Below are 26,848 nucleotides of genomic sequence, written 5' to 3'. Positions count from 1 at the left end.
CAGGCCACCAAGGGCAGTCGTGGAACTGTCAGCAGGAGCCCTGAACCGACTACCCGGCCCGATGCGCCGTCAAGGGGGGGACTGTAAGAACAACGGTGTAACTCCGAAACAAGGAGTGGCACATGAACTCTGATGTGATGGCCGTCGATGTGGTCGATACTGACTCGGTGGCCAGACCCAGGAAGGCGAAGTCGTCGGTGGTGGATGCCGAGTTGGTAGGCCAGCTCGTGGCCCAGGCCCGCGCGAGCGGGCTGCAGTTGACCGGCGAAGACGGGCTGCTGGGGCAGCTGACCAAGATGGTGGTCGAGTCCGCTCTGGACGGGGAGATCACCGATCACCTCGGCTATGACCACGGTGACCCGGCGGGTCGTGGAACACCGAACTCCCGCAACGGAACCCGCTCGAAGACGGTCGTGACCGATGTCGGTCCGGTCGAGATCGATGTCCCGCGTGACCGCGACGCCAGTTTCGAGCCGCAGATCGTGCGTAAACGCCAGCGTCGATTGAACGGGGTGGAGAACATGGTGTTGTCGCTCTCGGCCAAGGGCCTGACTCATGGCGAGATCTCGGCGCATCTGCGCGAGGTCTACGGCGCCGAGGTGTCCAAGCAGACGATCTCGACCATCACCGACAAGGTCATCGACGGCATGACCGAATGGCAGAACCGGCCCCTGGACCGGGTTTATCCGGTGATCTTCCTCGATGCGATCCATGTCAAGATCCGCGACGGGAAGGTCGCCAACCGGCCGATCTACCTCGCGTTGGCCGTCACGGTCGAGGGCGGCCGCGAGATCCTCGGGCTCTGGGCCGGTGACGGCGGTGAAGGCGCGAAGTTCTGGTTGCAGATCCTGACCGAGCTGAAAAACCGTGGTGTCGATGACGTCTGCATGCTCGTCTGCGACGGGCTCAAAGGACTACCCGAAGCGATCGGGCAGACCTGGCCGGCCGCGGTCGTTCAGACCTGCATCGTGCACCTGCTGCGCGCGTCGTTCTCCTACGCCGGGCGCCAGGACTGGGCCGTGATCGCCAAAGCCTTGAAACCGGTCTACACCGCCGCGACCGAAGCCGCGGCGTTGGAACGGTTCTACGAGTTCGCCGAGGCCTGGGGCACGAAATATCCTGCTATCGTGCGGCTTTGGGAAACCTCGTGGGCCGAGTTCACTCCGTTCCTGGCCTTCGACACCGAGATCCGGCGCGTTATCTGTTCCACGAACGCGATCGAGTCGGTCAACGCTCGTATCCGCCGCGCGGTCCGCGCCCGCGGCCACTTCCCCAACGAGCAAGCCGCCCTCAAATGCGTCTACCTCGCGGTCATGGCCCTCGACCCCACCGGAGACGGCCAGAAACGATGGATCACCCGATGGAAAGCCGCGCTCAACGCCTTCGACATCACCTTCGAAGGCCGACTCACCGCCGGACGAAAATAGTTCAATCAACCCGAGTTACACCGTTATCTGGACAGACCCTCAAGGGGTCCTGGACGGCGCATCGGGTTTGAGGCGCTATTGCTTGGGCGCGCGCAATGCCTCTTCTACGAATCGGGTCGTGTAGGTCTTGGAGAGGTCGATGCGGTCTTTCATCGGGGCTACGTTGCGGGAGTACTTGCCTAGGATGTTCAGAACATTTTGGGCGCCTTCGGGTTTCATCAGGCCGTCGGCGTTGAACATGCCGATCGAGTCGCGGATGGATTGGATGTAGAGGTCTTTGCCCGCGCTCGCGTATTGGGAGGGCATTTTGGCGGCGATCTCTTCTGGGGTGTGGGTTTTGATCCACTTCAGCGTTTGTACGAAGGCTGCCGCGAGCTTTTGCACGATGTCGGGGTGGGCGTCGATGGTCGCGCAGTTCATGTACAGCGAGGTGGCGGGGTAGAGGCCGCCGAGTGCGGCGCGGGTGCCTGCCTCGGTGCGCATGTCGACCAGGATTTGGGCCTCACCGGAGTTGACCATTTGCGCGACGGTCGGGTCGGTAGTCATGCCCGCGTCGATGCCGTTGTGGTTCATGCCAGCGATGAACGTCTGTCCGGCACCGACTTTCACCCGGGTGTAGTCCTTGGTGCCCATGCCTTGCTGGCCGGTGAGCGCCTGGGTGAGGAAGTCGGTCGAGGAGCCGAGCGAGGTGACACCCAGGTTCCTGCCACGCAGGTCAGCGGTCGATTTGATGGTTCCCGCGTCCTGTTTGGAGACCAGCTCCACTTCGCCGGGCACGTCCGAGAACTGCACCACCGATTGGATGCACTGTTCCTTGGCTTGCAGGTCGATGGTGTGGTCGTAGAACCCGACCACACCCTGCACATCGCCGGTGAGCAGCGCGGTTTCGGCATTGGCACCGGACTGCTCGCCGAGCAGCTGCACGTCGACGTCGTTGCTGTCGAAGTAGCCGAGCTGTTTGGTGAGCATCGCGGGCAGGTAGATCACCTTCTCCAGCCCGCCGACCATGATGGTGATCTGCGGACGCCCGTTCGCCATCGGAATGTGCCGGGAATCCCGGCATCCCGTGGCCAGCAGCAGCGCCGCGATGGCGACGACGACGATCGTCACATGCTTGCGGTATCTCATGCTCAGATCCCGTGGCCCGAAGTCGCTTGCGACGGACGCCATTTCAGCAGCTTGCTCTCCGCGAAGCCGATCGCCCACTCCGCGAGCAACGCGATCACGGTGATGATGATCATGCCCGCGTAGATGCCCGCCGAATCGAACGTGCCCTGAGCGTTGCTGATCAACAGACCCAAACCTTTACTGGCACCGGCATATTCGCCAACGACCGCACCGATCAGCGCGAAACCGAACGCGGTGTGCAGGCTGGACAGGATCCAGGTGGTCGCACTCGGCAGCACGATCGCGGTGAGCACCTGCCGCTTGCCTGCGCCGAGGATGCGCGCGTTGTTGATGACGTTGCCGTCCACCTCCCGCGCGCCGGTGAACGCGTTGAAGAACACCGCGAAGAACACCAGCACGACCACCGTCGCGACCTTCGAGCTGAGCCCCAGGCCGAACCAGATGATGAACAGCGCGGCAAGCACGATGCGCGGTACCGCGTTGAGCGCCTTGATGAACGGCGCGAGCACGTCGGCCCAGTACCGGCTGCGGCCGAGCAGGGTGCCGAGCACGACACCGGCGACCGCGCCGATCAGGAAGCCGAGCACGGCCTCCTCGACGGTGGTGAAGATCTGCAGCCAGATCGAGCCGAATTGGGTTCCCTCACTGAACCATTCGACGATTCGATCCCAGATCAGCGACGGCTTGGAGTAGAAGAACGGGTCGATCCACAGCGTCGCGGTGAGCTCCCATGAGCCGAGCCACAGTGCCACCAGGGCGAGGCGAAGGCCCCAGGTGCGGATGCGTGCGCGCCTGGCATTGGTGCGCACGCGCGTGAGGATCTGCTCCTCGGTCTCGTTCTCCGGCACCGGCGATGCGGCAGAACCCTTTTCGAGGACGTTATGCGACACGGGAGGCTCCCTTGGCTCGAGCCGCCTCGACCTGGTCGCGCAGCGTTTCCCAAATCTCTTTGTAGATATCGCGGAACTCGGTGGTGAGCCGCACCTCTTCGACATTGCGCGGCCGATCCAAGGCGACGGTGAAGTTGCCGCACACCGTCGCCGGGCTCGCGGTCATGACGACCACCCGGTCGGCGAGCACGATCGCCTCTTCCAGATCGTGGGTGACGAAGATGACCGCCGCGCCGGTGCCGGCCCACACGCGCAGCAGTTCGTCCTGCATGAGCTGGCGGGTCTGCACGTCGAGCGCGCTGAACGGCTCGTCCATCAGCAGGATTTCCGGATCGTTGACCAGCGTCTGCGCCAGCGCGACGCGCTTGCGCATGCCGCCGGACAGCTGATGCGGGTAGTAGGTCTCGAACCCGGCCAGGCCCACCTTGTGCACCCACACCGAAGCCTTCTCCCGCGCTTCGGATTTCGACGCGCCACGCAGCCGAGGGCCCAGCGCGACGTTGTCGAGCACGGACTTCCACGGCAGCACGGCGTCCTGCTGGAACATGTAGCCGATGCCGTCGGGGATGCCGTCGACGTCCTTGCCGCGCACCAGCGTTCGACCGGCCGAGGCGGGTTCGAGGCCGGACACCAGCGACAGGGTGGTCGACTTACCGCAGCCGGTCGGGCCGACCACGGAGACGAATTCGCCGGGGCGGACCTCTAGGTCGAGGTTCTTGACGGCGGTGTGGATGCCGCCCCCGGTGCCGGGGAAACGCTTCGTTGCGCTCCGCAGCTCGATGAGTGGGTGGTTCATGGTTTCTAGCTCCTGCGAGATCGAGGTAGAGCGAACGTACGTGTCCCCGGTCACACCGCGGAGCTTGTGCGCACAAGCCGTGCAAAGTGCCGATTCGCTAGTTCTGCGCATTCTGCTCACGCTCGGCACGGTGGTCTATGCTGCGGCAATGGCGAATGAGGGCGCGCCTGCCGTGCGATTGAGGACTCAAGTTCTGCTGCTGCAGATCGTGGTGGTCACCCTGACCCTCGGCGTCGCCTTCGCCGTCTTCGGCTACCTCAGCGATCAACGTTTGCGCGACGGGTACGGCCAGCGCGCCCTCGCGATCGCGCGCACGGTCGCGGCCGAGCCCGTGGTGCGCGACGAGGTGACCAAGTACGCGCCGGGCGCGATCAGCGCCGATCCGCAGCTGCGCGAGCGGCTCGCCGCCGGGCCGTTGGAGCGGATCGCCGTCGACACGACGCAGCGGACCGAGGCGTTGTTCGTGGTGGTCACCGATGACTCCGGGATTCGACTGGCGCATCCGGATGCCGCGCGGATCACCGAGCATGTGAGCACCGACCCCTCGGGCGCGCTGGCCGGTCGCGAGGTGATCGCCGAGGAACGCGGCACGCTCGGCGACTCGGTGCGGGCGAAAGTCCCTGTCCTGGCACCGGATTCGGATCGGATTGTCGGCGCGGTCAGTGTCGGCATCTCCACCGACGCGGTGCGTGATCAGTTGCTCGACGACCTGGGGACCGCGGGTCTGCTGGTCGGTGCCGCGTTGCTGGTCGGGATCGCGGGATCCATGCTGCTGGCCCGGCGCTGGCGCGGGCTGACGCTCGGGCTCGAACCCGCCGAGCTGGCCGAGCTGGTGCGCGGCCAGGCCGCGGTGTTGCACGGCATCGGCCGCGGCGTGCTCGCCGTTGACTCCTCTTGGCGCACAACGTTTGTCAATGACGAGGCGCGCAGGCTGCTCGGGATCGGCGCGGATATCGGGCGGCCGGTGGACGAGATCGGGTTGACGCCGCGGGTGCTCGAGGTGTTCCGCGGGCTCGACGAACAACCCGCGTCGGCGACGGTCGGTTCACACATCGTTGTCGTCGCGGCGCGGCCGGTGCATCGGGACCGTCGCGATCTCGGCGCGGTACTGACCGTGCGCGACCGCACCGACGTCGAGGCGCTGACCCGTCAGCTGGACGCCGTGCAGTCGATGAGCACGGTATTGCGCGCGCAGCGCCACGAGTTCTCCAACAAGATGCACCTGATCAGCGGCCTGCTACACGGCGGACGCACCGAGGAAGCCTCGCGCTCGATCGACGAGATGATCGGCGCGGGTCCGCTCGGGGCCGCCGCGCCAGGCATCGACGCCATCCACGACGCCTACCTGCAGGCATTCCTCGCCGCGAAGGCCGCGCACGCGCGCGAGGGCGGCGTCGAGTTGGTGCTCGGCCCGAACACCTGGGTGGACGGCAGCCTCGTCGATCCGGTCGACGTGACGACCGTGCTCGGCAATCTGCTCGACAATGCGATCGAGGCCGTGCGCGCCTCGGACAATCCGGTCAAGCAGGTGGAAGTCGAACTGGTGCAAGAGGATTCGACACTGCACATCGTTGTCGCGGACAGCGGTGACGGCGTCGCGCCGGAGCTGATCGACGTGCTGTTCACCGAGGGCACCTCGACCCGCGACAGCGGCGACGTGCCAGGCGGCCGCGGCGTCGGCCTTGCGCTGATTCGACAGATCGCCCGCAACCATGGCGGCGATGTCCGGTTGGCCAGTCCACGCGGCGGTAATCCCCCGCTGACCGGCGCCGAATTCAATGCCCGCATTCCCGAAGTGCTCGTAGACAGCAAGGTGTCATGGCTCCATCAGATCTAACCGTTCTCGTCGTCGATGATGATTTCCGGGTCGCGAACCTGCATGCCGGAATAGTCGACTCCATCGCGGGTTTCACCGTCGCGGGGACCGCCAACACCTTGGCCACCGCCCGCGACATCCTGGCCGCCGGTCCGGTCGACCTCGCCCTCGTCGACGTCTATCTTCCCGATGGCTCCGGCATCGACTTCGTCCGCGAATTACGGTGCGACGCCATGGTTCTGACCGCCTCCACCGACAGCACCGCCGTCCGCGCCGCTCTCTCCGCCGGTGCACTCGCCTTCCTCGTCAAACCCTTCCCGCACACCGAACTCGCCGCCCGCCTCGCCGCCTACGCCCGCTACCGCCGCATCCTCGCCACCCCGCAGGTGGACAACGCCCGCGTCGACGCAGCCCTCCAAGCACTCCGCCCGACCACCACCCCCAGCACCACGACCACCGTCACCTCCCCCACCAAAGACCTTGTCCTGCACTCGATCCTCGAAGCAGGCACGCCACTCTCCGCCGGTGAAGTAGCCACCGCCATCGGCATCTCCCGCGCCACCGCCCAGCGCTACCTGGCCACCCTCGTCGGCACCGGCACCCTCCGCATGAGCCTGCGCTACGGGAGCACCGGACGTCCGGAACAGGAGTACTCGGCGTCCACCAGAGGTGCCAAAAGCGATCGGTGAGGCCAGATCTCGCGGGCGGTCCGAGTCAGGCAGGGAAACGGCGGGCCCAGGTCTCGTGCTCGATGTTGGCGGTGTTGATCACGGTGCTGAGCAGGCGGTACCAGCCGGTGATGGTGATCAGTTCGAGGATTTGGTCGTCGGGGTAGCGGGCGCTGAGCTCGGACCAGAGGGCATCGGAAACGGTTGCGGTGTCGTGGATTTCGTCGACTAGGCGGATGAGTATCGCGTCGCCGTCCGACCATGGGTGAAGCTCCCCCGAAGCCGTGGCCTCGACCTGTTCGACGGTCAATCCCACGTCGGGCGCCTGGATTACGGCGTGGATGCCCCATTCGTATTCGGCGCCCGCGCGGGCGCAGGTGCGGAGGATGACGATCTCGCGGCCACGGGGTGGGACGCGGCCGTGGCCGAGGAGGCCGGCGCCGAGGGGGCGCATCCGGCTGAAGAGGTCGTCGTGCAGGGCGAGGGTGCGGAACAGGGCCAACGGCTCGATGGCCGAGCCCGGCGGCATCCACTTGAGCAGTTGCGCCTCGATTTCGGGAGCGTACGGCGGGCTCAGCGGTGCGATGCGTGGAGCGTCACTCATGGTCGATCCTCGAGCTTCCAGCGATAACGGGTACTCTTGCTTCGAAAATAAGAGCAAGGATGTGACGATGGTAGCTTCGGAATCCGAAGCAGACAAGACCCCGGCGATCGGCGGGCCCGTGCGCGGGTCGCAGACCGGACGCCCGATCATGGTGCTGCTGGATCTGCTCGGCAGGCGGTGGGCGCTGCGCGTGCTGTGGGAGTTGCGGGACGGACGCGCGGTGACATTCCGCGAACTGCAGGCCCTGTGCGGCGGCATTTCCGCCAGCGTGCTCAACGATCGACTGCGCGAACTCCGCGAGGCGCGGGTCATCGCTGCGGAACCGACCGGCTACCAGCTCAGTACGGACGGCCTCGACCTTGTCGCGGCGCTCGCGCCGCTACAGGTCTGGGTCCAGCGCTGGACCGACGACCAGGAAGGCTGACGCCGACTACTTCGGCGGTATGCCGATCATCCGGACTTTCTGTCCCTCCCAATGGAATTGGACGCGGGTGATCGTGCCGTCGGCGCAAGCGTCGCAGCTGCCCGGTGTCTTGTAAGCAAGCCCGACCGTGTCGTCCTTGGTGCTGTCGACGTCGAGCGAGGTGAACCCATACGCATCCTGCGTCGCCGTGCCGACGTACTCACCCTTGTGGAACAGCAACGCTTGATCCGGCGAACTCCCCGTCGCCCCCTGCACCGTGATGATCACGGTCGACAAGGTGGCGCACGGATCGAAGTTCCCCTCGAACCCGCGCGGATCGGTGGACCACGCCGCACCCGTGACCCGCTCGACGGGCAGCGCCGCGATGGCGGACTGGATCACCGAGGCCGAAAGGTCGACACCGCATCCGGTCGGCATACTCGAGGTCGTGGGGTCGGGATTGTGCACGTGGGTCGCCGATGACCCGCTGTCGCCGTCGGCGGCGCACCCGGCAGCCGCCATGACGATTCCGGCACACACAACCAACGCTGGTCGAGCTATCCGCACCACGAAAGATCCTCTTCAGGTCCGCCGACAGATTCGAAAGATCAGCCTATGCGGTGGACGCTGCCGACGGCGCATTGGCCACGGCGAGGTATTCGATGACCTGATGCAGGTCCGGATACAGCCGGTGCGCGAGCCGCCGGGACTCCTCGGTCGGCTGCACCAGATCGGGAACCAGGATGCAGCGCAGGCCCGCGGCGCAGGCGGCCCGCAGTCCGTTGGTCGAATCTTCCAGTGCCAGTGTCGTTTCCGTCTCGCCGCCGAGCGCGGCCATCGCCTTGAGGTATGGCTCGGGGTCGGGCTTGCCCTTGGTCACGTCCTGGCGCGTCACTACCACGTCGAACCGGTCGGCGATACCGGCCAGTTCCAGATGATGGTCGGCGCGTTCGCGCGACGAAGAGGTGGCGATCGCCTTCGGCACACCCTGCGCTTCGAGCGCGTCGAGCAGCTCCACCGCGCCGGGCTTGGTCGCCAACCTGCCACTGTCGACGAGCTGACGCAGGTGCACGTCATGCAGCGCGAAGTACTCTTCCAGCGGGAAACCCCGGCCGTAGGCGGCCGCCGCGAGGGTACGGCAGCGGTCGGCGGGCACGCCGATCATGCTGCGGCAGAACTCGATCGGCATCTCGTAGCCGAGCTCGGCGCCCGCGCTGACCAGTGACTCCATGGCCAGGCTCTCCGAGTCGATCAACAACCCGTCCATATCGAACACGACCGCGCGAACCGGACTTTCGGCGTTCACCCGTTGCTCCCTTCCGATTGCGGCGCCAACCTGCGCCGTACCGCCGCCTCGACACCGTCGCGGCTGATCTCGGCCAGGGCGTCACCGACCTGCCGCTGCACATTATCCAGCTCCGGTAGCGTGCCGAAGATATCGGTGCGCTGCAAGAACGCCTGCGCACAGCGGTGCGGATCGGCGTCGACCAGCACCGCGAGGGAATCTTCCCTCGGGTCGATCAGTTCCATCACCGCGCCGGGGGCGTGGCTCGCGGTGAACCAGCGGATCCACGCGGCGATCAGCAAAGTCGCGCCGGGGGTCGGCCGGCCCGCCTCGATGTTGTCGCGCAGGGCGTCGACGACCCTCGGCATCATCTTGTCCGAACCGTTGCGGCCGATCCGCGTCATGTCCTGGGCGATGGCCGGATTGCGGAACCGGCGCATCAAATCGTCTACCGTCCTGCGCAATTCGGGTGTCGCGAGGGCAAGCGTCGGCCCCTGCTCGTCCAGCATGAACTGCCTGGCCAGCGCCGCGAGCTCCGGGCTCGCCGTCGCCTCGGCGATGGTGCGGTGGCCGGCCACGCCGCCGAGATAGGCGAGCAGCATGTGTGTTCCGTTGAGCAGCCGCAGCTTGGCGAGCTCGTAATCCTTGACGTTGGAGACGAATTGGGCGCCGCCGAGTTCCCACTGCGGGCGCTCGCCATCGAAATCCTCGATCGTCCAGGTCATGAACGGCTCGGCCGATACCGGCGCGAGATCCTCGATGCCGCCCAACCAGTTACGGGCGACCGCGGCGTCGGTGGGCGCGGTCGGCTGCACGATACGGTCGACCACGCTGTTCGGGAACTGCACGTGCCTGGCGATCCACTCGGCCAGATGATCGTCGCGCAGCAGCGCGAAATCGATGACCGCGCGGCGCAGGGTGCTGCCGTTGGCGCACAGGTTGTCGCAGCTGATGATCACCGGCGGGGTGCTGCCCCGGCGCCGGACCAGCTCCAGGCCCTGTGCGAGCATGCCGATCGGGGTGATCGGCCTGGTCGGCGACCGGAGGTCGTGGCGGACGCCTGGGCAGTCCACCTCCAACCGCCCGGTGACCGGCGAGACGCAGTAACCGCTGGCGGTGACGGTGAGCGTGACGATCTTGACGCGCGGGTCGGCGATGCGCTGCGGCACGCCGATCAGGTCTGTCGGGGCGTGTACGGCCTCGGTGATCGACCCGACCACCTCAACGCGCGCCTGCCCGTCTTCGTGCAGCAGCGTGGTGTACAGGTGGTCCTGCGCCCGCAGCGCGTCGACGACCGTCGGGCGGTTGATCGCGACGGCGGCGATGCCCCAGCGCGGATCGCCGGTCTCGTTCATCGCGTGCTGGGTTGCCAGGGCCTGATGGGCCCGGTGGAACGAGCCGCAGCCGAGGTGCAGGATGCCGGTGGTCAGGCTGCGCGGGGCGAACCCAGGCCTGGCGACCGAGTCCGGCAGCTTGGTGAGCATGTCGGTGGACAGGCGCGGCACCACCTTGCCCGGTATCCGGGCGTTCATTTCGGTATGAGATTTCTTCGCCGTAATCAGCGGCACACGCATGTGCGGCCTCCGTTGGGTCTGCGAGAAGGGGCGATATAGAACGCCGTATCAGCATTGACTAAGCGACGTTTCACACGTTAGGTCAGGTCGGCCAGTATTTCGACAGCAAACCCCGAATTGCCCAACTGAAGGCACTTCGCAGCAGGTCATCACCTGTATTGCAAATATTCCGTAAAGCACCACCTCAGGGCGCATGAATGGACGGTAACAATCGGAAATACGCACTCCGCAAATGGTTGCCGGTGACCTCTGTCACGCGCACTCATTTCCGTTTTGCCCGATAGGAAACGCTTTAAGATTGCTCTAAGATTTGCTGGGTAATTGCCGACTTTTCCAAGGGGAATACGGCGTAAACGCCCGCCTCGAGGGTCGGTGAGACGACGAGAAGCGCTGCGGCATACATGCTTCCGGATGGAAGCATCACCGGGACGGACGCCGCGACGAAGGGCCAGATCGTTCGCAAGACTAAGGTTGCTTCACAGTTGCGGAAGGCCGCCGGTGTGAACCGATCGAATTCCACTCTGCCGCGACACGCCGCTAGCCCACCGCGCGAGCCGCCCGGCGCGTCGCCACGATAGCCAGCACCCCGGCGGCCGCTCCGAACACAGTATTCGACGCCAGATCCACAAGCAGGGAGCCGCCGCCCTCCGGCCGCATCGGAAACGAGATCCACACATACGTCAGCAGCGCGCCGACGCCGAGCGCACAGGTGTGCCGTTCGGTCCACCCGGTCCGGCGCGACCAGCACACCACCAACCAGGCACCGAGGCCGACCACGACGGACCACACCCCGACACCGATCCACCCGTGCCAGTCGGACGACACGAGGATGACACTGGAACCCACCAGCGACACCAGCCCGACCCGCCACGGCGCTGGCGGCCGGCCCGCCGTCCGGGCGATACGCGGGGGCACGAGCATCAGGGCGGCGGCGACCAGCACCACGATCACCACCATCATCGAGCCGAACTGCCATGGCGAGGCGAGGAAACACCCCTCACTGTAATTGCCATAGAAGACGAGCACGGCACCGGCGACGAACAACACCGAGCTGACCACCAGCCCGATTCGCCCGAGCCACAGCACATTTCGCCGCTCCCCCGCCATGGCTTCGACCAGGACGATCGGCACACAGATGCTCCAGATCGTGTGCAACGACAACACCTGCTGCGTCAACGCGACACTCATCCCGAGCGCCGGGAGATACGTAGGCCCGTGCAACAGGTCCCGCTGCGCGTACGAGTCGTTCCACAGCAACTGATCGACCGGCCCCTCCTCGAACAACGCGTACGCGGCCGCGAGCAGCACCATCGTCGGCCAACCGCGAGTCCGTCTGCCGACCTCACGCACCAGCAGCGCGCCGCCGCCGTACATCGGCGCGAGCAGCAGACCGAGCGGCAACGCGGACACGGTCAGATTGCCGAGCAGGAATTCACCGACAAAGGGCGCAACCACCAGCAGGCCGAGTACCGGCCCCCATTGAGTCCGCCCCATACCTGGCACGGTAATCAGCCGCGGCCCGTCGATCACGACCCGAATTCCTGGGACGATCCGCTAGCGTCGAAGGATGACGCTCCAGGTCGCTGTAGTCGGGTACGGGTTGGCCGGGTCGGTCTTCCACGCGCCGTTGATCGCCGCCGAACCGCGCATGCGGGTGGCGGCGGTGGTCACGTCGTCGGACGAACGCGCGGCGCAGGCCCAACGCGAACACCCCGGCGTGCGGGTGGTCGCCACCGCCGATGAACTGTTCGCGGACCCCGCCGGAATAGACCTCGTTGTCATCGCGACCCCCAACCGCACGCACGCCCCATTGGCCAGGCAGTCGCTGGACGCGGGCCTGCCGGTGGTGGTCGACAAGCCGTTCGCGGTATCGGTCGCCGACGCCGAGGATCTGATCAAACGCGCCGAACAGGCCGCTATAGCGCTGACGGTCTTCCAGAATCGGCGCTGGGACGGCGATTTCCTGACCGTGCGCACCCTCGCCGAGTCGGGCAGGCTCGGGCAGGTGCGGCGCTTCGAGTCCCGGTTCGAGCGCTGGCGCCCGGTGCCGAAGGGCGGCTGGCGGGAGCTGGGCGACGCCGCCGACGGCGCCGGACTGCTCTTCGACCTCGGCAGTCATCTCATCGACCAGGCGCTGACCGTGTTCGGTCCGACGAAATCGGTGTATTGCGAACTGGATCGGCGGCGTACCGGCATCACGACCGACGACGACGCGTTCGTCGCGCTCACCCACGCCTCGGGCGTTCGATCCCACCTGTGGATGAGTGCCGTTGCGCCGCAACTTGGTCCACGATTCCGGGTGCTCGGTTCCCAAGCGGGTTACCTCACCTACGGGCTCGATCCACAGGAGAGCGCACTAAGGGATGGTCGCCGCCCCGATGACGGCAAACCTTGGGGCACAGTCGAATCCGATAACTGGGGCGTTTTCGGCGCCGAGGGTGCCGTCGAACCGGTCCCCACCATCGCGGGCAATTACCCCGCCTTCTACGCCGCGATGGCCGCCGCCCTGCTCGACGGCGGCGCGGTACCGGTCGACCCGCGTGACGCCGTCGCCACGCTGCGCGTACTGGAAGGCGCGCGGCGCTCGGCCGCCGAGGGCGAGGTCGTCGCCGGGTAAACCGACGGCAACCGTGACAACGGCTCAGCCCTCGGCAAATTGACTGGCAACCTCCGCGATTGATCGATAACGTCGACGCCCGTGTGTCGGCCGTGCGTTGGCCGCTCGTTCGGCTGAGAGGAGATCCCCATGGGGTCAACGATTTTCGCGGTGTTCCTACCGCTTGCCCTCGCCCTTGTGATGTTCGGGCTCGGATTGACCCTGGCTGTAGACGATTTCGCGAGGGTGCTGCGTTATCCGAAAGCGGCGATCGTCGCGCTGGTGTGCCAGATGGTGCTGCTGCCCGCGGTCTGCCTCGGCCTGATCTACCTGTTCCAGCTCGAAGGGGCGCTCGCCGTCGGCATGCTGTTGCTCGCCGCGTCGCCGGGCGGGCCGTCGGCCAATCTGTTCAGCCACATCGCGGGCGGCAACGTCGCGCTCAATATCACCCTCACCGCGATCAACTCGGTGCTCGCCGTGTTCACCATGCCGCTGATCGTCGCGTTCGCGTACAGCCAATTCATGGACGGCGACGGGTCGTTCGGGCTGCGACCGGACAAGTTCGCGCAGGTGTTCGCGATTGTGCTGGTCCCGGTCGCGATCGGCATGTGGGTGCACCGCCGGTTCACCGGGTGGGCCGAGCGGATGCGCGGCAACGTCAAGATCCTCTCGATCGTGGTACTCGCGCTGGTGGTGCTCGCGGCCGTGGCGAAGAACTTCAGCACGCTCACCGAGAACATCGGCACACTCGCCTCGCTCAGCCTGGTGTTCGCCGTGATCAGCCTGGCCGTCGGCTATTTCGTGCCGCGACTGTGCAAGGTCGACGCCGATCAGGCGATCGCCTCGGCCATGGAGATCGGCGTCCATAATGGCGCGATCGCCATCGCCATCGCGGGGTCGGTGCTGCACAACGACGCGATGGCTGTCCCCGGCGCGGTCTACGGAGTGCTCATGAACATTCCCGCCGCGATCGCGGCCTATCTGCTGGCCAGGTATGTGCGGCAAGACAGTCCGGCGCCGGTGCCGGTGCGTACGGCCAACTGAACCAGACACCGCGTCGAGCGGTAGGTAACCTTTCGATGTTCGACACTCGAAGGGAATCAGCATCGCGATGCGACCGCTCGGCGCCGACGATCCACCGCGGATCGGCGATTACCGCCTACTCGGCGTGCTCGGAACGGGCGGCATGGGCCGGGTATATCTTGGCCGCAATGCCGGTGGCCGCACCGTCGCGGTCAAGGTCATCCGACCGGATCTGATCGGCGACAACGAATTTCGGGTGCGGTTCCGCCGCGAGGTCACCGCCGCGCAACGGGTCGGCGGGCAGTTCACCGCGCCGGTCCTCGACGCCGATGTCGACGCGAACCCGCCCTGGCTGGCAACGGGTTACGTAGCCGGATTCTCGCTGACCGAGGCGGTCGAGGCGTACGGGCCGTTCACCGGGAGCTCGCTGCTTGTGCTCGCGCACGGGCTGGCCGAAGCCCTGGTCGCGGTGCACGCCGCCGACCTGGTGCACCGCGATCTCAAACCCTCCAACGTGCTGCTCGCCCTCGACGGACCCAAGGTGATCGACTTCGGCATCGCCCGCGCGATCGACGACAGCCAGTTCACCACCACCGGAAAGGTCATCGGCTCACCGGGATTCATGTGTCCCGAACAGGTGACCGGCGATCCGGTCGGCCCCGCAAGCGATGTGTTCGCGCTGGGCGGCGTGCTGGTGTTCGCGGCAAGCGGGCACGGTCCGTTCGGGGTCGGCGAGATGGTGCAGCTGCTGTGGCGCGTGGTCTACGAGGAGCCGCGGCTCGACGCGGTGCCGCAACGACTGCGCCCGCTCATCGCGGCCTGCCTCACCAAGGACCCCGCCGCCCGCCCGACCCCCGAACGCATCATCGCCGACCTGACCGCCCTCGGCATTCCCGGCCGCAGCGGCTGGCTGCCCGGCCCCGCGCTGGAGGAGGTCAGCAGGCGCGCGGTGCAGTTGCTCGATCTGGATTCCCGACCGTTCGAGGTGCCGGAGGCACTCGCAAAGCCGGTCACGGATCCGCTGCGGACCGCCGACACGGTGGTGCGGCCGTTCCAGGATCCGAACGCGCGGACCGCGACGAGCCTGCCCGCGGCCGGACTGGCGGATGCCGAGCCGCAAGGGTGGTGGCAGGGTGCACCCGAAGTGCGGCCGTATTCCTATGGGCCGCAAGACAGTTCGTACCAGCCCCAGCAACCCACCCGCCGCCGCCAACGCCGCCGCGCCGCACTGATCGCCGGTGCGCTGGTGTTGCTCCTCGTGATCGCGGGCGCCGCTTTCGTGATAACCAAGCAATTCACTGGCAACTCCGGCGGTTCCACCGCGCATCCCGCCGCATCGACCGGCGGTCCCGCCGCGAACCTGTCGGAAGCGTTTATCGGCGAATGGAAAGGTGTCGCCGATGACAGACTCGGCGGTTACGACATCGTGCTGACATTGCACGAGGCAAGTGTTGGCCAAGAAGCCGGTAGCTCCTCGAATACTGGACATGTCGCGGGCCTGACATGCGGTCGAGCGGAAACGCTGACGACCGCGGCGCCGAACGAAATCACGCTGACCGCCAGGCTCACCGTGGACGGCGGCGGCTGCAACGACAACGGCGCGACCACAACGGTGCGGCTACAACCCGACGGCAGGCTGTCCTACAGCACCCACGGAGTCCTCGGTGATATGGCGGGAATTCTGACCAAAACCTCATGACCCGGTCTGCGCTACCGGGTAACTGTGGAAGTGGCAGACTGCGAATCATGGGCGATGCTTTGGGCAGCATGTCAACACCAACCATTACCTGCGCGGGCCGTGTTCGGTCGCAGGCCGAGGCGCATCAGCGGGCGGGTCGGCTGGCCGCCGCGCTCGCGGCGGCGGGGGTGAGACCCGGGGACCGCGTCGCGATGATGATCCGCAATGACATCGAGTTTCTCGAGGTGTCCCTTGCCGTCGCGGCCTGCGGGGCGAATTCGGTGCCGATCAATACGCGCTGGCAGGTGCCCGAGGTCGCGCACGTGCTCGACGACAGCGGCGCGCGGCTGGTCATCGCGCACACCGAGTTCATCGATATCGTCGAACAAGCTGTGCCGCAGGACGATACGACCATTCTCGAGATCGCCATGCCGAGCGAACTGCTCACCGAGGCCGGGCTCGACGCGGCGCTGGCCGAGACGACCGGCAGGCACGCGACACTGGAGCAATGGATCGACACGCACGTCGAACCGCTCGGCCGCATCGAGGGCTCCCGCGACGACTCGACCGGCCTGATCTACACCTCCGGCACCACCGGACGACCCAAAGGCGTACTGCGCGAACGGATGACGCCACACCAGTGGTTATCGATCGCCGGTAGCGCGGCGAAGCGGCTCGGGCTCACCCCACGCGGACAGGCGGTGATTCCGGGGCCGCTGTATCACGCGAGCCCGAACGGGATCGCGACGCTCGCACTGCGGGTCGGCACCAACATCACCATCATGCCGCGCTGGGACGCCGAGCAGTTCCTGCGCATCGTCGACGAGCGCCGCATCACCCAGGCCAAGGTGGTGCCGACCATGTTGTCCCGGCTGCTCTCACTGCCCGCGGCGGTGCGCGGCCGATACGACGTTTCCAGCCTCACCCATCTCATCCACTCCTCGGCTCCGTGTCCGCCCGCGTTGAAGCGGGCCGCGATCGACTGGTTCGGGGACGCGCTTGTCGAGTTCTATGGCTGCGCCGAGGCGGGCACGATCACCTGGATCTCCGCCAGCGAGTGGCTGGCGCATCCGGGCAGCGTCGGCCGCCCGACCGACGGCGCGGCCGCCATGGTCGTCGACGACGCGGGCAATCCGCTGCCCGCGGGCCAGACCGGCCAGGTGTTCGTGCGCGGCGCCGATTACTGGCCCAAGTTCCGCTACCTGCACGAAACGGGCGAAGAGGACAGTCCGGTACCGGGCTTCCTCGCCGTCGGCGATCGCGGCTATCTCGACGACGACGGATACCTCTACCTCACCGGACGGTCCAGCGAGATCATCATCTCCGGCGGCGTGAACATCTACCCCGCCGAGATCGAGAACGCGATCATGGCATTAGAGGGCGTCGAGGACGTCGCGGTGTTCGGCATCCCGCACGACGGTGACCTCGGTGAAACCGTTGCCGCCCAGGTCGTCCCGCGACCCGGCGCCGCGCTCACCGAGGAAAGCATCCGCACCGGCCTCGCCGACCAGCTCGCCGCGTACAAGGTGCCGAGGGTGCTGCGGATCGTGGCCGAACTCCCCCGTGACGATGCGGGGAAGATCTACAAACGTCGGCTCCGAGCGGAGATGTCCGGCGCCGGATAAGGTGCGGCGGTGGACAGAGCCGAATGGGTCGAGCATGGCACCTCCATCGTCGACCGCTTGACGACAACACAAGCCCAGCCGCCGTGGTGGTTGGTGGCAGGGGCCGGGGTGGTGGCGCTCGTGCTTGTCGGATACACGCCCATCTGGCGATTCACCCGCAATATCGTCACCATCGCGCACGAGGGCGGGCACGCGCTTGTCGCGCTGCTCACCGGGCGCAGGCTCAACAGCATCCGATTGCATTCGGACACTTCGGGTCTGACCGTGTCGAGCGGAAAACCCTACGGCCTCGGCATGATTCTCACGACGATGGCGGGTTATCCTGGACCGCCGCTGCTCGGGCTCGCCTTCGCCGCGTTGCTCGGGGCGAGCCGGATCACGCTGATGCTGTGGGTCGCCATCGCGCTGCTGGCCGCGGTGTTGATCATGACGCGCAATGTCTACGGCATGCTGACGGTGTTCGCGGTCGGCGCGACGGTGTTCGCGGTGTCCTGGTTCGGCACCGACACGCTGCAGGCGGGTTTCGCCTATCTCGGCGCCTGGTTCCTGCTGCTCGCCGGGGCGCGCCCGGTGATCGAGTTGCAGCGCGGCCGTTCCCGGCAGCTGCGCAGCCGCTACCAGGAAGATGTCGCCTCCGACGCCGACCAGCTCGCTCGGCTCACCCACCTGCCCGGTCTGCTGTGGGTCGGGTTGTTCGGCGTGATTGCGGTGGGGTCGCTATTGATCGGCGCTGGTTTCCTGATTACCGACATCTCCGGGATCTGCCTCCCGAATCTGTCCGGCGGGTCCTGCCCCACCGGGGGATAACGCCACGGCTGTTGTCGCGCGGCCAACGGATCATGATCGACTCGGCTAATGTTGGGCCAACTTCGGTTTCGCCGGAGTGTTCTCGACCCACCCTCGCCGTCGTCGACCGTCAGCGCACGTCGCCAACGCGGTGCGCGAACATCCCGGAGCAGCACATGATCACGACCCGCCGCGTCGCCCTCGTCACGACCCTGCTACTCGGCTGCGCCACGCTGTTCGGCGCGGGCCAGGCCGGTGCCGCCGCCGACTCCGCCTGTGGCACCGCGCTCTCGCCCGCCGAAATCTCCTCGATCGCTGACCTTTCCGACACCAGCACGCTCACCGGCACCTCAATGCAGCGGCTGGAACAAGCCGTCGAACAGAATCGGCAACTCACCGCGATCCTCGTTCAGCATCGCGATCTGCGCGGCGTCTTCGCGCTCGGCCTCGACGCTGTCGAGCAGGCGGCGGTGATGCCGTTGCAGCGCGACCCGGCGGCGTTCGCCGATCCCGAGTGGGCGCATCGGATCAGCCTCGAACTGCTGTCCCGATTCCTGCGCAACGTGCACGCCGAATTCACCGGCGCGCCAACCGATCCGCAGTGGACCAACTACTTCGACCTCACCCGCCGCTGCGACCTGTCCCCCGCCCGCGTCGCGATGGCCGGATACGACGCCCATCTCTCCGTCGATCTCTCCTACGCGGTGGCGGCCGTCGGCGGCACGCCCGCGAACGCGCCCGACTACTTCAAGATCGTCGACGCGATCGCGCAGCAGGGTTCGCTGATCGTCGATTCGACCAAGGACATCTATCACGGCGACCTCGGCCCGCTGTGGCGGTTCTACTTCGTCGGCGAGGGCCTCGACCTGCTCGTCGGCCAAGGCGTGGCCACTCCCCAACTGCTGCGCCTCGCGGACGCGGGCGCCAACGTGGTGATCTTCGGCAACGGTCTCGCCCTGACCGACCCCGCCCTCGCCCCGGCCGCCCGCGTCGAGATCGACGCCCTCTGGCGCAGTGCCGACGTGGCCTTCGAGGTGCTCACCCGGCTTGGTGGGCTGTAGAGGTTTAGCTTTCCGGATTCGCGGCACGCCTACTCCTGGGACGAATGATGGAAGGAGTGTCGGCACATGCCGGAAGACCTGAATGGGACGCGCGTACTGATCATCACGTCGAACACGGGGGTGGAGCGTGATGAGCTGCTGGTTCCACAGAAAGAACTGAAGGATCGGGGTGCGACCGTGGTGCATGCCGCGCCCAAGAACGAGCAGGTGCAGACGTTCGAGCACGACACCGAGAAGGACGTGACGGTGCAGCCGGATTCGTCGTTCGATGATGTCGAGGTCGATGACTACGACGTGTTGGTGGTGCCCGGTGGCACGGTCAACGCGGACAAGTTGCGGGCCGAAGATCGCGCCGTTGAGCTGGCCAAGGGGTTCGCGGCGGCGGGGAAGCCGATCGCCGCGATCTGCCATGGGCCGTGGCTGCTCGTCGAGGCCGAGCTCACCCCGGACAAGACGTTGACGTCGTATTTCTCGCTGCGCACGGATGTGGTCAACGCGGGCGGCAGATGGGTCGATCAGCCGGTGGTGCGGTCGGCCGAGAACGGTTGGGCGCTGATCACTTCCCGCAATCCCGACGATCTCGCCGACTTCTGCGGGGCGATCGCCGAGGAGCTGGTCACGAAGTCATAGATCAGCGGCCGGTCGAAGCTGGTCGCGACGTTGTCGGTCGCGCAATGCCGCCGACGTTTCGCGGGCCAGTTCGACCGGGTCGCGGGTCGCGTCGACCGTGCTGCCGTGCTCGTCGCCTGCCAGGGGCTCGAGCGCGGCCAACTGCGAGTCGAGCAGGCTCGATGGCATGAAGTGTCCGGTGCGGCCGGTCATTCGCCGCGCGAGTTCGTCGCGCGGCGCGGCCAGATGCAGGAAGAAGGCGTCCGGGGCGGCGGCGCGCAGTCGGTCACGGTAGGCGCGTTTCAGCGCTGAGCAGCTGATCACGCCGCCCTGGGCAGAGCGTTCGGCCAGCCAGGCCGCCACCTCGTCGAGCCACGGCGCCCGATCCTCGTCGGTCAGCGGGATGCCCGCCGACATCTTCGCGATGTTCGCCGCCGGGTGCAGGTCGTCGCCCTCGGCATATTCGACGCCGAGCGCCGTCGCCAGCGCCCTGCCCACCGTCGACTTGCCGGTCCCCGACACCCCCATCACCACTACAACGGGCAGCGCTCGCTCCGGCACATCGGCTCCTTTGCTCTCGCGCATCGCCCCGACGGTGGGCGCTGCGGCAGGTTCGATCTGACATTAGCGCGGCCAGGGCGATGCCCCGTCGGGCTCGGTCAGCTATCGACCGCCCCGGCCAGGCTCGGCATCATCGGCTAACCGCTGCGATCAGCTCGGCGATCGTGCGACGAGTGTCGTCATCCACCGGTAGCAGTGGTGGTCTCGGATCGCCCGCTTCGATGCCGAGTGAGTTCAGGCCCGCCTTGACGGTCCTCGGCAGGCCGCCACGGCCCAACGCGAGGAGCAATGGTTCCAACCGTTCGAACAGCTTTGTCGCCGAGGCGGTTTCACCAGCCGTCAGCAGTCGCCACACCTCCACGACCTGCTCCGGCACCAGACCCGGTGCGGCCGTGCACCATCCGGTGGCTCCGGCGGCGAACGCTTGCAGCGCAAGCCGATTGCTGCCGTTGAAGACGGGCACGCCGGCCTCGCCGAGCTCGGCGATCCGCGCGATATCTCCGCTGGACTCCTTGACCATCGTGATGTTGTCCACGGCCCCAACGAGTTCCATCAGAAACTTCGGCGTCATATCGATCCCACTCGTGCCGGGATTGTTGTAAGCCATGATCGGCAGCCCCACCGACTCGGCCACCGCCGTGAAATGCCTGCGCACTTCGTCTTCGGTCAACGGCCAGTACGCCACCGGCAACATCAACAGCGCGGTGGCCCCGAGCCGTTCCGCGAGCCGCGCGCGAGCGATAGTCCCCGCCGTGCTCAACTCCGACACCCCGACGACCGTCGGCACCCGCCCATCGACCTGCTCCACACAGATCGTCGCCACCGCGGCCCACTCCTGATCATCGAGATACGCGCTCTCCCCCGTACTCCCCAGCGGCGCAACAGCATCCACCCTCGCGTCGACCATCCGATCTACGATCCCGCGCAGCACCCCCTCCGCGACCTTGCCGCTATCGGCATCGAACGGCGTCACCGGATACGCCACGATCCCCGCGATAGACCCAGTCATCGAAAACCCTCCATTCCTCGACTCGATCATTCCTCGAATGCGGCGCGTGGCGCAGGTCATAGTGAGGGATAGACCGCACACCCCGGCCGGACCGAGCGGAAACACCCTGGGGCACCATGGTGATCATGGAACTGCGCATCTTCACCGAGCCGCAGCAGGGTGCCAGCTATGACACACTGCTGACCGTTGCCAAGGCCACCGAGGACCTGGGATTCGACGCGTTCTTCCGGTCCGACCACTATGCCGCGATGGGCGACGCGGACGGGCTGCCCGGCCCGACCGACGCGTGGATCACCCTTGCCGGGCTGGCCCGCGAGACGAAGCGGATCCGACTGGGGACCCTCGTCACCGCCGCCACCTTCCGGCTGCCTGGCCCGCTGGCGATTCAGGTCGCGCAGGTTGACCAAATGTCGGGCGGCCGTGTCGAACTCGGTCTCGGCAGTGGGTGGTTCGCCGAGGAGCACGCCGCGTACGGGATCCCGTTCCCCGCGGACAAATTCGCGCGTTTGGAGGAGCAGCTCGCGATTATCACCGGATTGTGGTCGACCAAGCCGGGTGACAAGTTCGACTTCGCCGGCGAGCACTACCAGCTCACCAACTCCCCCGCCCTGCCGAAGCCGGTACAGGAACCGGTGCCGGTGCTGATCGGCGGTCACGGCGCGCACCGGACGCCGCGGCTGGCCGCGCAGTACGCGACCGAGTTCAACATGCCGTTCGCCTCGATCGAGGACAGCGTCGCCCAGTTCGGGCGGGTCCGCGCGGCCGCCGAGGCGCACGGGCGCGGGGCCGACGACCTGGTCTACTCGAACGCCCTCGTCACCTGCGTCGGCGCCGACGATGCCGAGGTGGCGCGGCGGGCCGCGGTGATCGGACGCGAGGTGGACGAGCTCAAGACGAACGGTCTGACCGGTTCGCCCGCCGAGGTGGTCGACAAGATCGGCCGATACGCCGAGATCGGCGCGCAGCGGATCTACCTGCAGATACTGGACCTCGCCGATCTCGACCACCTCGAGTTGATCGCCAGCCAGGTGCAGGCACAGCTCTAACATCCGGTTGTTCATGGCTGGCCGGTCGCGCTTCGCTGAGGAGACGGTCGCCGACGCGGTGGCGGACGGGGCGCGGCAGGTGGTGATCCTCGGCGGCCAGCGCGCGCCGTTGCCCGGAAAACCGGGCGGGTCGCGGCGGTGGGGCCTACCTTGGTTGGCATGACGCCGCTGCAGCGCTATATCGCGGAAGAGATCGCCGCCGATCATGCCGACGGCTTACTGAATCGCCGTGAGGCGTTGCGGCGCCTCGGCCTACTCGGGTTCGGCATTCCGGCGGCCGCCTCGTTGCTCGCCGCCTGCGCCAGCCAGCACAACGATCAACCTTTGACGTCGCAACCGCCTTCCGCTCCAACAACATCCGCGCCGCCCGGGTCGAGCGCCGCGGTGGCGACGACGCCGATTACCTTCGCGGGCCCCGACAATCGGCAATTGCAGGCTGCCTGGGCCGCTGCGGCGCAACCCCGTGGCGGCGTGCTGGTCATCCACGAGAACAAGGGCCTCACCGACCATATTCGTTCGGTGACAGGACGATTCGCCGGAGCCGGATACTCGGCACTCGCCGTCGACCTGCTCTCCGAAAAGGGCGGCACCGCCGCCTTCACCGATCCGGCCGAGGCCACCGCCGAGCTCAGCAAGATCCCGCAGGACCAGTTCGTCGCCGACCTGCGCGCTGGCCTCGACGAGCTCGGACGGCGGGTCCCGGACAAGAAGCTCGGCACCACGGGGTTCTGCTTCGGCGGCGGCCTGGTCTGGCTGCTCCTCGCCTCCGGACCGTCCGCGCTCGCCGCGGCGACACCGTTCTACGGCCCGTTCCCCGACAACGGCGATCTTTCCGCCTCCAAGGCCGCCGTGCTTGCGATCTACGGCGCGTTGGACACCCGGGTGGACGCCACCCGCCCGGCCGCCGAGGCCGCGCTGGGCCGTTCGGGCGTTCCGCACGACATGTGGGCCGCACCGGATGCCGACCACGCGTTCTTCAACGACACCGGGCCGCGCTACGCACCGGCCGCCGCCACCGAGGCGTGGCGTCGGGTATTGGATTGGTACGGAACATATTTGGGCTGACCAGGGATCACCAGGCGGCTAAGAAGTCCTGGATCGGCGCGGGATCGGTGGCGATGACGCCGATGTAGCCGTCAGGACGGACCAGCACCAGCGTGCCTGGGCCTGCTGGGTCGATGTCGTAGTTGCGGAAGGGCTCGCCAACGCCGGTGGCTGTTCCGTCGCCAGGTTCGATCACTAGCGCGCGGACCCGATCACCCTGCGCGCGAACGACTTCGGCGACCGCCGCGGCGGTATCGGCGCCGAAACCGAGCACCGTGAAATGCGTGCCACGGAACAGGTCGAACAGGCTGGAATCACCGCATTGAGCGTCGGGCGCGCGGTCGCCTGCCCGCACAGCGCCCGGCGTCTCACGTGCGTCCACGGCCAACGGTCCGCCACGGTAATTGACCTTCAGCTGAAAGATATCCAGACTCCCCTGCCCCGGCTCGGCGTCCTGAAAGTCGCGTCGATGCGAGCGTGTCGTCACGTCGAGGACCCGTGCCGCGATCGGAAACCGCTCGGCCTCATAGGTATCCAGCAGCCGGTCCGGGCCGCCCGACAGCACGGCCGCCAGCTTCCAGCCCAGGTTGTAGGCGTCTTGCACGCTGGTGTTCAGGCCCTGCCCACCGGAGGAGGAATGCACGTGCGCCGCATCGCCGGCCAGGAACACCCGGTCGACCCGAAAACGGTCGACCATACGGACGTTCACCCGGTACACCGAGATCCAACGCAGCTCGAACAGCCGGATATCCGAGCGGCCGGACCGCTCGTCGAGGATCTTCTGCACCGCCGCCACGGTCAGCTCGGGCACGTCGTCTGCGGTCATCGAGGCAATGAACTGGTAGTAGTCGGTGCCAGGCATGGACCACAGCGAAAAGCGTTCCCGCACATCGCCGGTCGTCAGCATGTGACAGTACGTGCCGGTGAGCCCCTTCGCTTTGACGTCACCGATCAAAGTTCGCTCGGTCTCGAAGGTTTCGCCCTCGAAGCCGACGCCGAGCGTCTTGCGCACGACGCTGCCACCGCCGTCCGTGCCGACCAGGTACCGGGAGCGCACCTGCTCGAGTTCCCCGTTGCGGCGCAGTGTCACCGTGACACCGGTCTCGTCCTGGACGAAATCGACCAGCTCCGTGCCCAATTCGAGGCGGCCGCCGAGTTCGAGCAGCCGGTCGCGCAGCAGCTCGTCGGTGCGCCACTGCGGCAGGATCCACGCGTTCGGATAGGGCACGCCGTGCTCGCGCTCGAGTGGTGACAGACCAAGCATCTCGTGCACCGTCCGCGTCCATTGCACCTGCGTGTCCGCGTACATGCGAAACGACGGGAACACGGCACCGTGCGCGAGCACCTCGTCGATCAGGCCGAGATCGTCGAAGACCTCCAGAGTCCTTGGCTGCAAACCCTTTCCGCGCGAGCCGATAAAGAGTTCGGTCGCCTTGTCCACCACCAGGCAGTCGATCCCACGCCGAGCAAGATCGCAGCCGAGCGTCAGCCCGGTCGGCCCGGCGCCGACGATCAGCACCGGCAAGTCTGTTGTGGTCATCTATCTTCTTTCGTCGAGAAAGTTCGGGTGAGGATCGGCAGCAGTAGTTCGTCGACCAAGTCGATGAAGAACGCCCGGTCCATGGGCTCGCCGAGGAACATCCGGCGCATGATCTGCCCCTCGGATACCTGGTGTGCCAGTTCGGTTTCGGTGCCCTCGGGCAGGTCGCCGCGCACGATCGCGCGGTCGACGATGGTGCGGAACGGGCCGAGATCCTCATCGGCCACGTGTTCGCGCAGCGCCGCCGCGAGTTCGGCGTCCACCCGCATGGCGTGCATCAGGCCGGTCATCATGGTCACGTAGTGGTCGTCGACCTGCGCGTTCAGCTCGACCAGCGCCGCGATCAGGTCGCCGCGCACCGTCCCGGTGTCCGGGATATCGGCGACATACTCCGCGTCGTGCGCGTCCATCGCCGCCTTCACCAGTGCGGGCTTTCCCGGCCACCGCCGATAGATGGTCGCCTTGCTGGCCTGCGCCCGCGCCGCGACGGCATCCATTGTCATTGCCCCGTAACCGATTTCGCCGAGCAGCTGGTAGGTGGCAGCGAGTATCGCCTGCTCGCGTTCGGCGCCCCTGATCACACTACCTCCAAGTGAACGGTACGGTTTCGTTCACTAAGAACGTAACGGAAGAAGGCTGGTCGGCACAAGGCCGACGCCCGATTAAGACGCTTGATCGCCGAGCGCGACGTCCCGGCAGGCCTCGAGCAGCGGATGCAGCCGCTCCATGGCATTGGTGCGCACCGCGAGCACCGTGGGCAGCGCGAGCACACCGGGCGTGCAGACCGGCAGGAAGGCCACCCGGCTGCTGTGCAGCAGCCGCGCGTGCGGCGCGTACAACACGGTCCACCCCGCGGCACCAGCGCCGAGCGCGGCGAGGGTGTCTTGAATCGACACCTGTTCTGGACCGAAGACCGGCTCGAATCCCACCTTGCTGCAGGCGGTCAGCACCAGATCATCGAGCAACGCGTTGTTCTGCCGGTTGGTCAGATACAGCGGCAGCTCGGCGAGCTGGGCCAGATCGACGCAGCGCTCGGCGGCCGAGGGGTGATCGGCGGGCAGCGCGACGACGAGTTCGTCGTGCCATACCGGAATCTGGCGCACGCCCTCGGGCGCCGCCACCTCGCCGCGCAGAAACGCCGCGTCCCACTCGTGCTCCGACACCTTGCGCAGCCGCTGCCCGAGGGCCGCCGAGGTCAACTCAACCTTCACCCCCGGCGCGCGCTGCTTCAGCGCGACGAGCAACCGTTCCAGCCGTTCGCCCATGCCACGGCTGGTCCCGATCCGCAACACGGTCGGCGCAGTCAGGAAGTCGGCGACGCTGGTCCGCGCGCGCCGCTCGGCGGCGAGCACCTTCTTCGCGGCAGGCAGAAACGCCGCCCCGGCCTCGGTGAGCCGGACGCTGCGAGGCGACCGTTCCAGCAGTACGACGCCGAGCTCGCGTTCGAGCCGGCCCAGCTGCTGGCTGACTGACGATTGCACAATCATCAGCCGTTCCGCCGCCCTGCCGAAATGTAGCTCTTCGGCCACCGCGACGAAATACCTCAGTTGACGAAGTTCCATGACCTCAACGTGGTTCGGGGACAAGACTGGGTCAGGCTACCGCCCGCGGTGCGCGGCCTAACGATGTGGCTTCATCCCGCGCGCCGCGCACACACGAATATCGCCGGAGGTGCCCGC

Annotated in this window: 27 protein-coding genes; 14 read left to right on the top strand and 13 right to left on the bottom strand. The window is 66.9% G+C overall.

Annotation, left to right across the window (positions count from 1 at the left end; all coding sequences use genetic code 11):
* Positions 1–137: 137 nt before the first annotated feature.
* Complete coding sequence (locus OG203_RS45510) at positions 138–1,427, top strand: IS256 family transposase (protein WP_405168199.1); 1,290 nt, start codon at positions 138–140, stop codon at positions 1,425–1,427.
* Positions 1,428–1,502: 75 nt separating this feature from the next.
* On the opposite strand, the gene OG203_RS45505 is transcribed toward OG203_RS45510, so the two are convergent.
* From OG203_RS45505 to OG203_RS45495, 3 genes are read right to left on the bottom strand one after another with little or no spacing between them, the layout of a single operon-like run.
* The gene (locus OG203_RS45505) at positions 1,503–2,555 is read right to left on the bottom strand and encodes an ABC transporter substrate-binding protein (protein WP_405163409.1); all 1,053 of its coding nucleotides are present in this window, start codon (positions 2,553–2,555) and stop codon (positions 1,503–1,505) included.
* 2 nt (positions 2,556–2,557) lie between these two features.
* Entirely contained in the window at positions 2,558–3,445 is an 888-nt protein-coding gene (locus OG203_RS45500) for an ABC transporter permease (RefSeq protein WP_405163408.1), read from the bottom strand.
* Positions 3,435–4,241, bottom strand: a complete 807-nt coding sequence (locus tag OG203_RS45495; RefSeq protein ID WP_405163407.1) for an ABC transporter ATP-binding protein — start codon at positions 4,239–4,241, stop codon at positions 3,435–3,437. Before OG203_RS45495 ends, OG203_RS45500 begins: the two co-directional genes overlap by 11 nt.
* A gap of 148 nt (positions 4,242–4,389) precedes the next feature.
* Between OG203_RS45495 and OG203_RS45490 the strand changes: the two genes are divergently transcribed.
* Positions 4,390–6,078 (top strand): ATP-binding protein, encoded by a 1,689-nt coding sequence (locus tag OG203_RS45490; protein WP_405163406.1) that lies wholly within the window; start codon positions 4,390–4,392, stop codon positions 6,076–6,078.
* Positions 6,060–6,746: a response regulator gene (locus tag OG203_RS45485; protein ID WP_405163405.1), complete on the top strand. Its 687-nt coding sequence runs from the start codon at positions 6,060–6,062 to the stop codon at positions 6,744–6,746. The genes OG203_RS45490 and OG203_RS45485 overlap by 19 nt, the downstream gene beginning before the upstream one ends.
* Before the next feature lie 25 nt (positions 6,747–6,771).
* Here the strand turns inward: OG203_RS45485 and OG203_RS45480 are convergent, their stop codons facing one another.
* Positions 6,772–7,329 (bottom strand): carboxymuconolactone decarboxylase family protein, encoded by a 558-nt coding sequence (locus OG203_RS45480; protein WP_405163404.1) that lies wholly within the window; start codon positions 7,327–7,329, stop codon positions 6,772–6,774.
* Between the two features lie 67 nt (positions 7,330–7,396).
* On the opposite strand from OG203_RS45480, the gene OG203_RS45475 reads away from it, so the two are divergent.
* Complete coding sequence (locus OG203_RS45475; RefSeq protein ID WP_405163403.1) at positions 7,397–7,753, top strand: winged helix-turn-helix transcriptional regulator; 357 nt, start codon at positions 7,397–7,399, stop codon at positions 7,751–7,753.
* 6 nt (positions 7,754–7,759) lie between these two features.
* Here the strand turns inward: OG203_RS45475 and OG203_RS45470 are convergent, their stop codons facing one another.
* The 4 genes from OG203_RS45470 to OG203_RS45455 form a co-directional block, all read right to left on the bottom strand.
* A complete protein-coding gene (locus OG203_RS45470) occupies positions 7,760–8,254 on the bottom strand; it encodes an LppP/LprE family lipoprotein (protein WP_405163402.1) in 495 nt (164 codons plus the stop codon).
* 91 nt (positions 8,255–8,345) lie between these two features.
* Positions 8,346–9,038: an HAD family hydrolase gene (locus OG203_RS45465; protein WP_405163401.1), complete on the bottom strand. Its 693-nt coding sequence runs from the start codon at positions 9,036–9,038 to the stop codon at positions 8,346–8,348.
* Positions 9,035–10,591, bottom strand: coding sequence for a mannitol dehydrogenase family protein (locus OG203_RS45460; RefSeq protein ID WP_405163400.1), 1,557 nt, complete (start codon positions 10,589–10,591; stop codon positions 9,035–9,037). Before OG203_RS45460 ends, OG203_RS45465 begins: the two co-directional genes overlap by 4 nt.
* A gap of 537 nt (positions 10,592–11,128) precedes the next feature.
* Positions 11,129–12,085 (bottom strand): hypothetical protein, encoded by a 957-nt coding sequence (locus tag OG203_RS45455; protein WP_405163399.1) that lies wholly within the window; start codon positions 12,083–12,085, stop codon positions 11,129–11,131.
* Positions 12,086–12,158: 73 nt separating this feature from the next.
* Between OG203_RS45455 and OG203_RS45450 the strand changes: the two genes are divergently transcribed.
* From OG203_RS45450 to OG203_RS45420, 7 genes are all read left to right on the top strand, one after another.
* Positions 12,159–13,208, top strand: a complete 1,050-nt coding sequence (locus tag OG203_RS45450) for a Gfo/Idh/MocA family oxidoreductase (RefSeq protein WP_405163398.1) — start codon at positions 12,159–12,161, stop codon at positions 13,206–13,208.
* Between the two features lie 129 nt (positions 13,209–13,337).
* Entirely contained in the window at positions 13,338–14,231 is an 894-nt protein-coding gene (locus tag OG203_RS45445; RefSeq protein WP_405163397.1) for a bile acid:sodium symporter family protein, read from the top strand.
* Between the two features lie 67 nt (positions 14,232–14,298).
* Positions 14,299–15,909, top strand: a complete 1,611-nt coding sequence (locus OG203_RS45440) for a serine/threonine-protein kinase (RefSeq protein ID WP_405163396.1) — start codon at positions 14,299–14,301, stop codon at positions 15,907–15,909.
* Positions 15,910–15,956: 47 nt separating this feature from the next.
* Positions 15,957–17,513, top strand: a complete 1,557-nt coding sequence (locus OG203_RS45435) for an AMP-binding protein (RefSeq protein WP_405163395.1) — start codon at positions 15,957–15,959, stop codon at positions 17,511–17,513.
* Positions 17,514–17,522: 9 nt separating this feature from the next.
* Positions 17,523–18,320 carry a M50 family metallopeptidase gene (locus OG203_RS45430; RefSeq protein ID WP_405163394.1) on the top strand — a complete coding sequence of 266 codons (798 nt, stop codon included), beginning with the start codon at positions 17,523–17,525 and terminating at the stop codon, positions 18,318–18,320.
* A gap of 155 nt (positions 18,321–18,475) precedes the next feature.
* On the top strand, positions 18,476–19,360 hold the full coding sequence (locus OG203_RS45425; RefSeq protein WP_405163393.1) for a DUF5995 family protein: 885 nt from the start codon (positions 18,476–18,478) through the stop codon (positions 19,358–19,360).
* A 66-nt stretch (positions 19,361–19,426) separates the two neighbouring features.
* A complete protein-coding gene (locus OG203_RS45420) occupies positions 19,427–19,990 on the top strand; it encodes a DJ-1/PfpI/YhbO family deglycase/protease (RefSeq protein WP_405163392.1) in 564 nt (187 codons plus the stop codon).
* On the opposite strand, the gene OG203_RS45415 is transcribed toward OG203_RS45420, so the two are convergent.
* Both OG203_RS45415 and OG203_RS45410 read right to left on the bottom strand, forming a co-directional pair.
* The gene (locus OG203_RS45415) at positions 19,985–20,554 is read right to left on the bottom strand and encodes a gluconokinase (RefSeq protein WP_405163391.1); all 570 of its coding nucleotides are present in this window, start codon (positions 20,552–20,554) and stop codon (positions 19,985–19,987) included. The genes OG203_RS45420 and OG203_RS45415 overlap by 6 nt on opposite strands.
* Before the next feature lie 106 nt (positions 20,555–20,660).
* A complete protein-coding gene (locus OG203_RS45410) occupies positions 20,661–21,539 on the bottom strand; it encodes a dihydrodipicolinate synthase family protein (RefSeq protein WP_405163390.1) in 879 nt (292 codons plus the stop codon).
* Between the two features lie 125 nt (positions 21,540–21,664).
* On the opposite strand from OG203_RS45410, the gene OG203_RS45405 reads away from it, so the two are divergent.
* From OG203_RS45405 to OG203_RS45395, 3 genes are read left to right on the top strand one after another with little or no spacing between them, the layout of a single operon-like run.
* Entirely contained in the window at positions 21,665–22,585 is a 921-nt protein-coding gene (locus tag OG203_RS45405) for an LLM class F420-dependent oxidoreductase (protein WP_405163389.1), read from the top strand.
* Positions 22,586–22,598: 13 nt separating this feature from the next.
* The gene (locus OG203_RS45400; RefSeq protein ID WP_405163388.1) at positions 22,599–22,748 is read left to right on the top strand and encodes a class I SAM-dependent methyltransferase; all 150 of its coding nucleotides are present in this window, start codon (positions 22,599–22,601) and stop codon (positions 22,746–22,748) included.
* The gene (locus tag OG203_RS45395; protein WP_405163387.1) at positions 22,745–23,650 is read left to right on the top strand and encodes a dienelactone hydrolase family protein; all 906 of its coding nucleotides are present in this window, start codon (positions 22,745–22,747) and stop codon (positions 23,648–23,650) included. Before OG203_RS45400 ends, OG203_RS45395 begins: the two co-directional genes overlap by 4 nt.
* A 7-nt stretch (positions 23,651–23,657) precedes the next feature.
* Here OG203_RS45395 and OG203_RS45390 read toward each other — a convergent pair whose 3' ends face one another.
* The 3 genes from OG203_RS45390 to OG203_RS45380 form a co-directional block, all read right to left on the bottom strand.
* Complete coding sequence (locus tag OG203_RS45390) at positions 23,658–25,154, bottom strand: FAD-dependent monooxygenase (protein WP_405168198.1); 1,497 nt, start codon at positions 25,152–25,154, stop codon at positions 23,658–23,660.
* Between the two features lie 11 nt (positions 25,155–25,165).
* Complete coding sequence (locus OG203_RS45385; protein ID WP_405163386.1) at positions 25,166–25,750, bottom strand: TetR/AcrR family transcriptional regulator; 585 nt, start codon at positions 25,748–25,750, stop codon at positions 25,166–25,168.
* Positions 25,751–25,831: 81 nt separating this feature from the next.
* A complete protein-coding gene (locus OG203_RS45380; protein WP_405163385.1) occupies positions 25,832–26,731 on the bottom strand; it encodes a LysR substrate-binding domain-containing protein in 900 nt (299 codons plus the stop codon).
* Between the last annotated feature and the right edge of the window lie 117 nt (positions 26,732–26,848).

It is taken from the genome of Nocardia sp. NBC_01499, from assembly GCF_045040275.1.
Lineage (GTDB): Bacteria > Actinomycetota > Actinomycetes > Mycobacteriales > Mycobacteriaceae > Nocardia.
This window is presented reverse-complemented; position numbering and strand designations above follow the sequence as displayed.